The sequence below is a fragment of the Pseudomonas brassicacearum subsp. neoaurantiaca genome (genome assembly GCF_013608025.1).
Taxonomy (GTDB): domain Bacteria; phylum Pseudomonadota; class Gammaproteobacteria; order Pseudomonadales; family Pseudomonadaceae; genus Aquipseudomonas.
Genome location: NZ_VDLV01000033.1, coordinates 124,464 through 137,140, shown reverse-complemented (window position 1 = coordinate 137,140; position 12,677 = coordinate 124,464). Strand labels below are relative to the sequence as shown.

General features: G+C 56.6%; 15 protein-coding genes. 13 read left to right on the top strand and 2 right to left on the bottom strand.

The features are described from left to right. Positions 1-85: 85 nt before the first annotated feature. On the bottom strand, positions 86-310 hold the full coding sequence (locus FHK92_RS17835) for a helix-turn-helix transcriptional regulator (protein ID WP_181289206.1): 225 nt from the start codon (positions 308-310) through the stop codon (positions 86-88). Between the two features lie 102 nt (positions 311-412). Here FHK92_RS17835 and FHK92_RS17830 point away from each other — a divergent pair, with 102 nt between their 5' ends. The 12 genes from FHK92_RS17830 to FHK92_RS17775 all read left to right on the top strand — a co-directional run bounded on the left by FHK92_RS17830 (position 413) and on the right by FHK92_RS17775 (position 8,593). Next, positions 413-1,162 (top strand): XRE family transcriptional regulator, encoded by a 750-nt coding sequence (locus tag FHK92_RS17830; protein ID WP_181289205.1) that lies wholly within the window; start codon positions 413-415, stop codon positions 1,160-1,162. A gap of 246 nt (positions 1,163-1,408) precedes the next feature. Further along, entirely contained in the window at positions 1,409-2,236 is an 828-nt protein-coding gene (locus FHK92_RS17825; RefSeq protein WP_181289204.1) for a BRO-N domain-containing protein, read from the top strand. Next, positions 2,233-2,817 carry a hypothetical protein gene (locus FHK92_RS17820; RefSeq protein ID WP_181289203.1) on the top strand — a complete coding sequence of 195 codons (585 nt, stop codon included), beginning with the start codon at positions 2,233-2,235 and terminating at the stop codon, positions 2,815-2,817. The genes FHK92_RS17825 and FHK92_RS17820 overlap by 4 nt, the downstream gene beginning before the upstream one ends. An 8-nt stretch (positions 2,818-2,825) precedes the next feature. Continuing rightward, the gene (locus tag FHK92_RS17815) at positions 2,826-3,110 is read left to right on the top strand and encodes a phage antirepressor KilAC domain-containing protein (RefSeq protein ID WP_181289202.1); all 285 of its coding nucleotides are present in this window, start codon (positions 2,826-2,828) and stop codon (positions 3,108-3,110) included. Positions 3,111-3,250: 140 nt separating this feature from the next. Then, positions 3,251-3,655: a hypothetical protein gene (locus tag FHK92_RS17810; protein WP_181289201.1), complete on the top strand. Its 405-nt coding sequence runs from the start codon at positions 3,251-3,253 to the stop codon at positions 3,653-3,655. Then, complete coding sequence (locus FHK92_RS17805) at positions 3,652-3,984, top strand: pyocin activator PrtN family protein (RefSeq protein WP_181289200.1); 333 nt, start codon at positions 3,652-3,654, stop codon at positions 3,982-3,984. The genes FHK92_RS17810 and FHK92_RS17805 overlap by 4 nt, the downstream gene beginning before the upstream one ends. Before the next feature lie 43 nt (positions 3,985-4,027). Beyond that, entirely contained in the window at positions 4,028-4,444 is a 417-nt protein-coding gene (locus tag FHK92_RS17800; protein ID WP_181289199.1) for a hypothetical protein, read from the top strand. Continuing rightward, on the top strand, positions 4,441-4,662 hold the full coding sequence (locus FHK92_RS17795) for a hypothetical protein (protein ID WP_181289198.1): 222 nt from the start codon (positions 4,441-4,443) through the stop codon (positions 4,660-4,662). Before FHK92_RS17800 ends, FHK92_RS17795 begins: the two co-directional genes overlap by 4 nt. After that, positions 4,659-5,201: a phosphohydrolase gene (locus FHK92_RS17790; RefSeq protein ID WP_181289197.1), complete on the top strand. Its 543-nt coding sequence runs from the start codon at positions 4,659-4,661 to the stop codon at positions 5,199-5,201. The genes FHK92_RS17795 and FHK92_RS17790 overlap by 4 nt, the downstream gene beginning before the upstream one ends. Before the next feature lie 244 nt (positions 5,202-5,445). After that, positions 5,446-7,188 carry a DNA cytosine methyltransferase gene (locus tag FHK92_RS17785; protein ID WP_181289196.1) on the top strand — a complete coding sequence of 581 codons (1,743 nt, stop codon included), beginning with the start codon at positions 5,446-5,448 and terminating at the stop codon, positions 7,186-7,188. Continuing rightward, positions 7,185-7,382 carry an excisionase gene (locus tag FHK92_RS17780; RefSeq protein ID WP_159245118.1) on the top strand — a complete coding sequence of 66 codons (198 nt, stop codon included), beginning with the start codon at positions 7,185-7,187 and terminating at the stop codon, positions 7,380-7,382. Before FHK92_RS17785 ends, FHK92_RS17780 begins: the two co-directional genes overlap by 4 nt. Next, positions 7,349-8,593, top strand: coding sequence for a site-specific integrase (locus FHK92_RS17775; protein ID WP_181289195.1), 1,245 nt, complete (start codon positions 7,349-7,351; stop codon positions 8,591-8,593). The genes FHK92_RS17780 and FHK92_RS17775 overlap by 34 nt, the downstream gene beginning before the upstream one ends. A gap of 27 nt (positions 8,594-8,620) precedes the next feature. Here the strand turns inward: FHK92_RS17775 and FHK92_RS17770 are convergent, their stop codons facing one another. Next, positions 8,621-9,901: a PIN-like domain-containing protein gene (locus FHK92_RS17770; protein WP_181289194.1), complete on the bottom strand. Its 1,281-nt coding sequence runs from the start codon at positions 9,899-9,901 to the stop codon at positions 8,621-8,623. Between the two features lie 202 nt (positions 9,902-10,103). On the opposite strand from FHK92_RS17770, the gene mutS reads away from it, so the two are divergent. Next, positions 10,104-12,671 (top strand): DNA mismatch repair protein MutS, encoded by a 2,568-nt coding sequence (gene mutS / locus FHK92_RS17765; protein ID WP_181289367.1) that lies wholly within the window; start codon positions 10,104-10,106, stop codon positions 12,669-12,671. The last annotated feature ends 6 nt before the right edge of the window (positions 12,672-12,677 follow it).

Below are 12,677 nucleotides of genomic sequence, written 5' to 3'. Positions count from 1 at the left end.
GTGCCCGCCTACCTTTATCGCGACCCGACAGCGCTGTGGTGGTGCGTGTCGGGAGGAACTGGGCGACCTTTGGGTCGCCTTTTTTCTATGCCGCTTGAGGGGTTTCGATTTCTGGAGGAAACACATCGTCCAATGTGCACACAGCTCCAAGCCCGTTCAACGCAGCAACAATTGCCCGGCATTCCGCTAAACCGGCGGTGCGCCTACCGGCTTCGTAATTGCTAACCCTGGTTTGGGTCCAACCCAATGCAGCAACCAGCTCGCGCTGTCGAATACCGGATCTCTCTCTGTGCTCAGCAATGCGGTTCATACTTTGACCTCAGATGACTCGCGCCCATCTTAAGCACGAATCGTGAACTTTTCAACACGCAAAGTGCAAAAGAAATATTTCACTACGTGGTAAAAAAAGCACATGAACACATTAGGCCTACGCATCAAAAAACTCAGGAAAGCGAAGGGCATGACTCAGGAAGATCTTGCCCACGCTTGTCAATGGGAATCCCAGTCTCGAATAGGGAACTACGAGCGCGGAACCCGCCAACCGAACCTACAAGATCTGGAAAAGCTAGCTCAGGCTTTGGATGTGACTCTTCCTGACCTAGTTGCAGGACGTGATCGATCAGAACTCGAAACGTTACCTGATGCCATTCAGGGACGCGTCCGGTCAGAAGATCGCTCCGTGCAGGCCTTTGGCCGTTCTAAGGATCACGGACAACCTGTAAGCAGTAATGCGGGATGGGCTAGAGAAGGAAGAGTCCCAGTGGTAGGAAACGCACAACTTGGAAATGAAGGATATTTTGAAGCCTTGGATTTCCCCCCGGGACATGGGGACGGCTACTTGAATATTCATAGCGACGACCCCGACGCTTATGGGCTACGCGTCACCGGAGACAGCATGCTGCCTCGTATAAAAAACGGTGAATTCGTGCTGGTAGAGCCGAACAAGAGCTTCTACAGCGGCGACGAGGTAATGGTGCGCACCACCACTGGACGTACGATGATCAAGGAGTTCATCTATTTGCGCGACGGGATGTACCGGTTGGACAGCGTCAATGCCGAGCACAACTCTATTCATATTGCGGAAAGCGACGTTCTGGAGATCCATCTCGTAGGCGGCATCTTGAAATCATCACGCTTTTTACACAGCGCCGGTGATATTTAAGCACGATACGTCTTGACGACAATTGCACGATACGTGATATTTGCCTCACTCTTCCACCACAGAGCGAGGCAATACCATGCACACCACCGCAACTCTGCACGCCCACCCGGCGTGCAAACCCATCCGCGTATTCGAGGTGCGCTTCCTAGCCCGCGAATACGGCTGCCACTTCATCCCCAGCAAGCCTAAGCAGAAAGCAAAGCAGCCCTGCATGCCATTTGATCCAAATGGCGGGAGGGCCGCCTGATGAACCTGCCAATTCACTATGCCTTTGAAGGGAGCGAAGTCCGTGCCCTGATGCTCGATGGCGAACCCTGGTTTGTAGCTGGCGACGTTTCCTCAGCACTGGCTTATGCCGAGGCAAGCAAGATGACCCGCAACCTCGACGATGACGAGAAGGGTCTCCACATTGTGGCGACCCTTGGTGGCGATCAAGAGATGCTTGTCATCAACGAGGCCGGGCTCTATTCAGCCATCCTGCGCAGTCGCAAGGCGGAAGCTAAACGTTTCAAACGTTGGGTTACCCATGACGTCCTGCCCTCTCTGCGCAAGCACGGGGCCTATGTCATGCCAACGACAGGCAATGCAAACGAAACAAAAGATGCTCCTTTGTCAGCTCAAATCGAAGCTGATCAAATCGTCAACGCAGGCAGGGTGTTTCGCGCCTTATTCACAACAGCTCGCAGCATGGGCATGGCCAGACGCCTAGCCGCAACCCGTGCTAATCAAGCTGCTGATCGTGCAACTGGCGTTGATCTAGCGGCAGAGTTGGGCGCTTCAGAGTGGCTGGAGGGATCAGACCTCCCAACTCCGCACCGCAAACATTACGAGCTGCAACAGAACCTGCGCGCACACCTAGAAGCCAACAACTGGCCGCAAGGCATCACCACCCAGCAGACGATTGTGGCCATAGGGTTAACTCTAGATAAGGGCACGCAAATGGCCGTGGGCCAGTCCTTGATCCTGCTCGGCTATACGCGTGTTCGTCTCCCTGCATCTCAACCCGGAGGTATACGTCCTTGGGGTTACGCGCTTAAGCAGCCCGGGCGGCAGCAGGAGGCAGCAGCTGTATGAGCAAATTCACGATAGACAATCGCACTCTGACATTGCTCAGCGCCCAGGTGAACCTGAGCGGGACTTTCAATCACACCCTTCGGCGCCTGTATCGACGCGATGTGTTGGCGTTTCGGCTAAAAGTTGAACGCAACAAGACCGACAGCACCTTCACCGTTGAGCTGGGTTCAGAGCGACACACCCTGACCGTGCCCAACACCAAAAAAACACACCTGAAGCTCGCCGATTTCATTGAGGAGGTCGTCAACGGCCCTGCTGACCTGACAGGCGAACCCCAGCCTAAACGACATGCTGAACGCGAGTACGGCGCTTTCAGCAGCCAGCAGCGGGAACAGGTTTACAGACTGGTTTCCACAGGCGGGTTTATCGACCTGGACCTGGGCTTTGAACTGCCGATCCGGCTCGCCGTGCACCGGACACGTACACGCTCGGGCATCACCGTAGTCATGAGCATCGGCGTCAAAAGCCCCCGTACCAAGTGCTTCACCGTCTACGGCACCGACGCCGAGATGTACGAGCAGGTTTGCAAATCCATCAACCACCTGGCTGCGCTGGCGACACCCGCCGCGCACGCCGCTTAGGAGGTGAGATGGAACGCAATCTCGAAAAGACCGCCAAGCACTTCGGCCTGACCCGCCCCGTCCTGATCAAGCTCATGCGTGAGAAGGGTCTGCTCACCGACCGCAACCTGCCGGCGTTCCCCGTCCGCGACCGTGAATACCTGCGGGTCAAGGACAGCAACTGGTACCACGACACGCTGGGCATGCAGTACAGCCAATCGACACGCGTCCGACAGGCCGGCATCCCCTGGCTAGCAGAGCAACTGGGCCTCGACCTTCCTGCCATTCCGGCAGACAACCGTGACGTGGCCTAGGGAATACGCCCGCCAGATCATCGCCCTACGCACCCGAGAGGAGCGCAACGCCGCGCTCCTTGAGGTGCCGGAGCATCTGCGCGAGCTGACCAAACGCCATTGCCTCAATGCCTGGAATCATCCCCAAAGGAAGAAAAACCATGGATCACAAACTGATTGATCAAGCGCTTAACGAGCTGCTCTCGATCAAGGCGACCAACAGGACTGTTGAACATATCCAAGGCTTCGCTCAACTGGTGTGTAGTGCTGCAGGGATAACCGTTGATTCGCCGACACCATCTTTGGCAAGCCTGCCGGAGCTGCATGCCGCTGTATCGCTCATCGCTACCCAGCTTGACGCTGAATCCCTAAGCCCTACCAGCTCAGTCTCCACATCGATCCGCCTGTCGAACAGAATACCGGTACATGTTTCAGTGTCCATCCATAACCATCAAGGATTCGGTAGCGGCAGCACCTGCCTTGCAGGTTATGGCAGTTCTGCGGAGGAAGCACTGCGCTCCCTTAAAAACGACATCCATGACCACTGCAGGACGGGGGCCAAATGAGCCCACACACCGACCAGCAACCGCTGCGGCTGTTGTCAGCACCAGATCCGGCCACCGTCGAGCTGCTGTATCGCACCTTCGGCGACGTGCTCATCCCCCTCGAAAAGCTGCGCGTGCAGTACTTCCGCAACCTCAACGAGCAGTCGTTTGCAGCCGAAATCACCAGCGGCCGCATTCAACTGCCCGTGACCACGCTGGACAGTAGCCGCAAGGCACCGAAGTACGCGCACATCCGCCACGTCGCGGCACTGATCGACATCCAGGCCTACAAGGCCGACGAAGTCCACGCGAAGGCCCAGGCCGACGCAACCGAAGAAGTCCAACCGTAACGGCTGCCACCACCAGCCACCTACACCACCAGGAGCACACCACATGACTGCAATTCAAATCTGCGCATTGATCGGCCTGATAGTCGGCGCGGCCCTCATCTACTGGACCGGCTACCGAGGCGGGCTCATTGACGGCCGCGTCGAAGGAGTCGAAGAGGGCACGAACGACGAACGCGCCGCCAACGCAAAAACCATTCGTGAGCTGGAGGCATCCCTTCAATTCATCCGCGCCGATCACAAGCACCTCGCAGCCCATGCGAAGCGACTGAGAGAAAGCCAAGCCTTCGGCCCTCAAGAGCGCCAAACGCTTATGCAGATCGCCGAAAAACTGAGGCTGGCCTCTGACACCTTCCGCGCAATGAGTTCGAAGGCCCAGGCACAGCAGGCGCTCGACCTGCGCGAAAAAGCGCTGGGCATGGCCGCTCTGCTGGATCAGGCCAAAGTGGAGGATGCAGCATGAGCCGTCATAGCCCGATGCTACGCCTCTCACCTCAAGATGCCGGCGTGCTGCACCAGCAACACGCCAAAGCCACCGCCGAACTGCGCGAAGTAACTCGATTCCGCAAAGAGTTCGACCGGCAGCTGTCGAAGCTGATCGGCTACGACGCTCTGCGCCAGTTGCATAAGGACACCCAGAACGCGCTGTTGCTGGCCGATCTTGTCAAGGAGGCCGCATGACTCAGATTCTCACCGCAACCGGCAAACGCTTTGACCTGTATGAGCCGGATGTCGACCTAATCGACCCACGCGATATCTCCCACTCGCTGTCAAACTTGTGCCGTTTCAATGGCCATACTCGCGACTTCTACAGCGTGGCCCAGCACTGCTGCATAGTCGCCGATCTGGTGCCTGAAGAGGACAAGTTGGCGGCACTTCTACACGACAGCACCGAAGCCTTTGTCGGCGACATGGTCCGACCGCTGAAGGAGTGGATGCACGCCTTCCAAGACGTCGAGCATTGGATCTGGGAATGCATCTGCACCCGCTTCAACCTCGATCTCACACTACCAGCATCCGTCCACCATGCCGACCTTGTTGCCCTGGCCACCGAACGCCGCGACCTGATGCCATCCGACCCGACCACCTGGGACTGCCTTTTCGGCATCGAACCCGCGCCCGAACGCATCCGGCCGTGGTCACCCACCGAAGCCCGGCTTACCTACCACCAGCGCCTGATGGACCAACTCGCTATCGAACACCGGAGGAAAGCGGCATGAAGCAGGGACAGAACAACACCCAACCCCAGGCCGCTTTGCTCCGCAGCGTTAGCAGGGTCGACGCGCCTGTAAAAAACAGTCTCTGCTGCGCAGCAGCAGGCATTACTGCTCTTCCCAGCAGCACCACCGAGGCGCTTATACCCCACGAAAAGCTGCGCAGGGCAGCACATACTGAAGCAACGCTAATCGCTCAGGATCGCCCGCTCGCGCAGCCTGTCGTGGGGTATAAGCATGGAGGCTGGGTATGACCGCCTTTTCCCAAACCCCAATAAGCACTGCCGTCATTACCCAATTCGGCCTCGATCTCATGGGCAAGATCCGCGTCGACCTGTTTGCCGGTGGAGGCGGCGCAACCATGGGTCAGGAAATGGCCACGGGCAAAGCCATGGATATCGCGATCAACCACAACCCCAAAGCCATCAGCATGCACAAGCGCAACCACCCAGGCGCAGAGCACTACATCTCGGACGTCTATGAGGTGTGCCCCCGAAAGGCGACACGAGGCCGCCCCGTCGCACACCTACACGCAAGCCCAGAATGTACCCATCACAGCCTTGCTGCCGGAGGTCAACCACGCAGCAGTGCCAGCCGCTCTCTATCGTGGGTCACAGTCAAGTGGGCCGGACAGGTCAAACCCGACCTCATCACTATGGAAAACGTCTGGCAGATCCTGCAATGGGGGCCCCTGATTGCTAAGCGATGCAAAACCACCGGTCGGGTGGTTCGCCGCGATGGCAGCGTGGCCGCAGCTGGCGAGCGCGTTCCTGTCCAGGATCAATACCTGGTGCCTGATCCGAAACGTAAGGGCAAGACCTGGCGCCGCTTCCTGCAGATCCTCAAGAACATGGGTTATGACATTCTGCATGGAAAGCTCAAAGCCTGTGATTATGGCGCCGCTACCACACGCGAACGCCTATACATGGTAGCTCGATGCGATGGCAAGCCACTGTATTGGCCGGAGCCGACCCACTTCAAGGCACCCGCAAAAGGCCAAAAAGCCTGGCGTAACGCAGCCAGTTGCATCGACTGGTCGATCCCCTGCCCGAGCATCTTTCTGACGAAAGAAGAAGGCCGTGCCGCTGGTGTTCGCCGGCCATTGGCAGACAAGACCATGGAGCGAGTGCGCAAAGGTGCTCGCCGCTATGTGGTCGATCATGCCGACCCGTTCATCGTAAGCGTCAACCACTCAGGCAACGACATTGCACGATGCCAGTCCGTGCAAGATCCAACTAAGACCATCACCGGAGCGCATGGCTTCGCCCTGGTGACGCCACAAGTCGCGCCTTTCCTCACAGAGCACGCTAATGCGACATCCCAGCGAACCATGCCGGCTGACGCACCGCTGGGGACCATCTGCGCACAGGTCAAGGGCGGACACTTCGCACTCGCCGTGGCCTACATCGCACAACACAACGGCGGCTTCAACGAAACGCTGGGACGGCACCCAGACCAACCTCTGACAGCGATAACCACGACGGGCAGCCAACAGCAGTTGGTGACCGCCAATCTGCTGACCCTGCGCAAGAACTGTGTGGGCAGCGCGATGGGTGAGCCAATCTCAACTATCTGTGCCGGCGCAGAACATCACGCGCTGCTCGAGTACACACTCGCCCCAGAGGTGGAGGAAGGCGCTCTTCGCGTAGCCGCTTTCCTGATGGGGTACTACGGCACCGACAATATCTATGACCTGCGGGACCCGGCCGCCACGATCACCACACGGGATCGGCTGGCCCTGGTTACCGTGGTGATCAAGGGCACGCCATACGTCATCGTCGACATTGGTATGCGCATGCTGACGCCACGGGAACTTTACCGAGCCCAGGGCTTTCCGGCCAACTACGTGATTGACCATGGCCACGACGGCCAGAAGTTCAGCAAGAAAGACCAGGTATTGATGGTAGGGAACTCTGTATCTCCCTGGCCCATGATGGCATTGATCAATGCAAATACGGCTCAAGAACGCGAGCCCATGAAGGAGGCGGCATGAGCCTTCCACGCTGGGTGATGATTAATCGCGCATCAGAACTCACAGGTTACAGCGAAGACGCTATCCGCCACAAAGTTAAGAACGGGACCTGGGCCCAAGGCCGTGTATGGCGCAAAACGCCGGACGGCCGAATCGCAATCAATATGACGGAGTATGACAAGTGGGCCGAGAGCGCACCTCAGGAAGCGGCCTAGAAACCGAGCTGGCAAAGCACAAGGGGATTGAAGTACATGGCGGTAACCTCCGAATAGTTTTCATGTGGCGGCGGATACGTTGTCGCGAGTCCCTAGGACTTCCGGTCACTAAAGCCAATATCAAACATGCCGCCCTGTTAAGGGCGGCGATTCTTCATGAAATCAAAACCGGTCACTTCAACTATGGGCGGCACTTCCCTAACTCGAAACACGCCACCAATTACAGCAGCGTCAGAGACGAAAAAGTCGGTGCATTGTTGGAGCGCTATAAACCGCTCAAAGCGGTAGACATCACTCCAATGACCGAGGAGAAATACGGTTACGCGCTGGATATCTGCGCTGGCCTTGTCGGCAAAGATAGGCTCGCCGGCGTCCTGCTTCCCGAGGATATTCAGTTGCTGAGAACCTTGTTGATCGCAGATCGAGCACCTTCCACGGTGAACCACTACCTTGCAACGTTCGCTGGCTTTCTGAACTGGTGCGAGACCAATGGATACTGCCGTAAAGGGCTGTCGGAGGCCTGTCACAGATTCGCAATGCAAGATCGAGAGCCTGATCCGCTTACTCATGACGAGTTCCAGCGGCTGATCAATTCAGGATGTCTTCACCCACAAGATTCTGCGGCTATCACACTGGCGGTATATACCGGGCTTCGACCAGGCGAACTATGTGCGCTAGCTGTGGAAGATATCGATCTTGAGGCTCGACAGATCCACATCAATCGCTCTATCACCGCTAATGGCACGTTCAAGGTACCAAAGACAGGAAAACCGCGCACAGTTCTGTTGATGCCCCCAGCAACAGAGGCCTGTCGGGTTCTCATGTCATTGGTTGCTGATCATCCCACCCGATCTATTGAGGTGTTCCAGAATAGGCACGAAAGTCGGAGGGAGAAGGTAACCCCTGTGCTCTCCCCAAGTACACAAGCACGTAAGAAACTTATTAACTTCTGGTATGTCCCTACCGCTTGGAATACCAAATGGGCAGCGATCCAAAGGCGCTCCGGCATTCGTCCACGCCGTCCATATCAGACTCGGCACACCTACGCGTGTTGGTGCCTTACTGCTCGCGGTAACCTGGCGTTTATCGCAAAGCAGATGGGCCACAAAGACTTCACGATGTTAGTAGAGGTGTATGCAAAATGGATGGACGACGAATCACCTTCTGAACTGGAGAGGATTTGGTCGGCATTAAACGCCAAGGCCATGTAACACATGGCGCCCAAGTAGGCGCCATTATTATAAGTATTTTTCAGCTAGGTTTTTTCGATGTCCACCAAGCACAATAATTTCATCTCTGATTACCGCCAACTCGGCCTGTAGGTTCCTGACAGCAGTCTTTCCTTGAATTACCGCTTGTTTCACACTTGAAATAAACTCACTGCTGACAGCACCATAAGCACCGCTCATTATGTTGTCATAATCTGTAGAGTTTTTCCGAAGGCTAACTTTCTCAGCCTCTAAGCGATGGTTTAGCTCAATCGATTTACGTACAAACGTTTTTTTCATCTCTGCAATTTCAATAACTTTACGATTGTACTCTTCATTCCATGGCAGTTCGACTTTCGCTGGATCAGAAGTAAGTGAAGGCCAAGCCCCATTAATAGCAACATCCAATAAAGCTGCTTCGAGCGCAGATTCTTCATCCTCGTCCCGGAGGCTACGTATCTCATTCATAGCGTTCTGAGAGGTTTCTTGCTGCAAAAATTTATTAGCCCGCTCCAAGAACCGGTCCGGAGAATACATATAGAACGAATTATTTGTTTCTGAAAAAAACTCATGAATCAAATCCGGCTGCGGCCCCACTGTTTTACCCTGAAAGCTCAGCCACCAATCTTCTTTATTGTCTCCGGTAACAAATATTACTGATTTATCGGAACCCTTTGCCTTTTCAAGTATTTGCAGCCAGACAACGTAATCTCCAAACGGCTTACAAAGCTCGGAGAAAACAATCGAATCCCCGCCTTTTTTTCCATCCTTATAACCTGGAGGAATTTTTTGCTCATACCTGACTTTTCCATCCCTCAAAACTGCTTCCATTTTTTCCCTTTCAAATGCTTCTCCCACCCTCCCATCGAGGAGAACCTCAAGCTGATCCTTTATTTCATCTGAGCTTATTCTTTCTTCATGCACAACTTTATTATCATTCAACTCCAAAACAAGCCGCTCAAATACCGCAACACTATCTTTCAGAGTTTCCAGGCTTACAAATGGGTGATGATTAACGTTTTCCAAACTTTTCTTTAAAGTCTCTACATTTTTTACGGTCTCCTCATAGACCTTAACCTGCTCACCAACAACCTTGAGCCTGTTAACCAAATACTCCTGAGCAACCTGATGCGGAACCCACAGCCGCTCAGCAAGAGAGTTAAAGACTTTTAGAAGCTCTGCCCGTGTAGCATCTGAATAGCGGTATAAATTAAGAAGTACATTGGCATCTAGAACAAAAAGACACCCTTCCCAGAGTCGTTCAAGATCACTGCTATGGTTGGCAAAATACCCAGGGAATTCCTTCTTCATAGCAGCTCCAGCTGAAAGATAGTGGCAACGCAGCATCACTGCTTAAAGCTACCTCTCCTCGTCCCGCCCGGCTAGCCCCCTTGTGATAATCTGATTATCTTTTGTCGCAGGGCATGCTTCCAAACCATTTCAGCATTTGGTATGCCCCAATTTTGCCCCACAGACTTTCAAGAAAACGCCTAAGCCATTGATGAATAAGCCAATTTCAGATCTGTCCTCCCACACGCCGATGATGCAGCAGTACTGGCGCCTGAAGAACCAGCACCCCGATCAGCTGATGTTCTACCGCATGGGCGATTTCTACGAGATCTTCTACGAGGATGCAAAGAAGGCCGCCAAGCTGCTGGACATCACCCTGACCGCGCGTGGGCAATCGGCGGGCATGGCGATTCCGATGTGTGGGATTCCTTACCACGCGGCGGAAGGTTACCTGGCGAAGCTGGTCAAGCTCGGCGAATCCGTAGTGATCTGCGAGCAAGTCGGTGACCCGGCCACGAGCAAAGGGCCGGTGGAACGCCAAGTGGTGCGGATCATCACCCCGGGTACCGTCAGTGACGAAGCCTTGCTGGACGAGCGCCGGGACAACCTCATTGCCGCAGTCCTCGGTGACGAGCGCCTGTTCGGCCTGGCCGTGCTGGACATCACCAGCGGCAATTTCTCGGTGCTGGAAATCAAGGGCTGGGAAAACCTGCTGGCGGAGCTGGAGCGGGTCAATCCAGTGGAGCTGTTGATTCCCGATGACTGGCCCAAAGACCTGCCGGCGGAAAAACGCCGTGGCGTGCGTCGTCGGGCACCGTGGGATTTCGAGCGCGATTCGGCGTTGAAAAGTCTCTGCCAGCAGTTTTCCACCCAGGACCTGAAGGGCTTCGGTTGCGAGAACCTGACCCTGGCCATCGGCGCGGCCGGTTGCCTGCTGGCCTACGCCAAGGAAACCCAGCGCACCGCCCTGCCCCATTTGCGCAGCCTGCGTCACGAACGCCTGGACGACACGGTGGTGCTGGACGGCGCGAGCCGACGCAACCTGGAGCTGGACACCAACCTGGCCGGCGGTCGCGACAACACCTTGCAATCGGTGGTCGATCGCTGCCAGACCGCCATGGGCAGTCGCCTGCTGACCCGCTGGTTGAACCGTCCGCTGCGGGACCTGACGGTACTGACCGCGCGCCAGTCGTCCATTACTTGCCTGCTGAACCGTTATCGCTTCGAGCAATTGCAACCGCAGCTCAAGGAAATCGGCGACATCGAGCGGATTCTCGCCCGTATCGGCTTGCGCAACGCCCGTCCCCGCGATTTGGCGCGCTTGCGCGACGCTCTCGGCGCGCTGCCGGAATTGCAAGTGGCGATGACCGACCTCGAAGCGCCGCACCTGCAGCAACTGGCGCGCACCACCAGCACCTACCCGGAGCTGGCCGCGCTGCTGGAAAAAGCCATTATCGACAACCCGCCAGCGGTGATCCGTGACGGTGGCGTGCTGAAAACCGGCTACGACGCCGAACTCGACGAGTTGCAATCGCTGAGTGAGAACGCCGGCCAGTTCCTGATCGACCTCGAAGCCCGGGAAAAAGCCCGCACCGGTCTTGCCAACCTCAAGGTCGGCTACAACCGCATCCACGGTTACTTCATCGAACTGCCGAGCAAGCAGGCCGAGCAAGCCCCGGCCGATTACATTCGCCGCCAGACCCTCAAGGGTGCCGAGCGTTTCATCACGCCGGAGCTCAAGGCGTTCGAAGACAAGGCGCTGTCCGCCAAGAGCCGTGCCCTTGCCCGGGAAAAGATGCTCTACGAAGCGCTGCTCGAAGATCTGATCAGCCAGCTCCCGCCGTTGCAGGACACTGCCGCCGCCCTGGCGGAACTGGATGTACTGAGCAACCTGGCCGAACGCGCCCTGAACCTGGACCTCAACTGCCCACGCTTCGTCAGCGAGCCGTGCATGCGCATCAGCCAGGGTCGTCACCCAGTGGTCGAGCAAGTGCTGACCACGCCGTTCGTGGCCAACGACCTGAGCCTGGACGACAACACCCGAATGCTGGTGATCACCGGTCCGAACATGGGCGGTAAATCCACCTATATGCGCCAGACGGCATTGATCGTGCTGCTGGCCCACATTGGCAGCTTCGTCCCGGCGGCCAGCTGCGAATTGTCCTTGGTAGACCGCATCTTCACCCGGATCGGTTCCAGCGATGACCTGGCCGGTGGTCGTTCGACGTTCATGGTGGAAATGAGTGAAACCGCGAATATCCTGCACAACGCCACCGAGCGCAGCCTGGTGCTGATGGACGAAGTCGGACGCGGCACCAGCACCTTCGACGGCTTGTCCCTGGCTTGGGCTGCGGCAGAACGTCTCGCCCAGTTGCGGGCCTACACGCTGTTCGCGACCCACTATTTCGAATTGACCGTGCTGCCGGAAAGCCAACCGCTGGTGGCCAACGTCCACCTCAACGCCACCGAGCACAACGAGCGCATCGTCTTCCTGCACCATGTATTGCCCGGCCCAGCCAGCCAAAGCTATGGATTGGCAGTGGCACAGCTGGCCGGCGTGCCAAGCGACGTGATCAGCCGCGCCCGCGAGCACCTGAGCCGCCTGGAAACCACCAGCCTGCCCCACGAAGCACCGCGCCCGACCAAAGGCAAACCGGCCGCGCCACAGCAGAGCGACCTGTTCGCCAGCCTGCCGCATCCGGTGCTCGATGAACTGGCCAAGCTCGATCTGGACGACCTGACCCCACGTCGGGCACTGGATTTACTCTATACATTGAAGACACGGATCTAACGCACA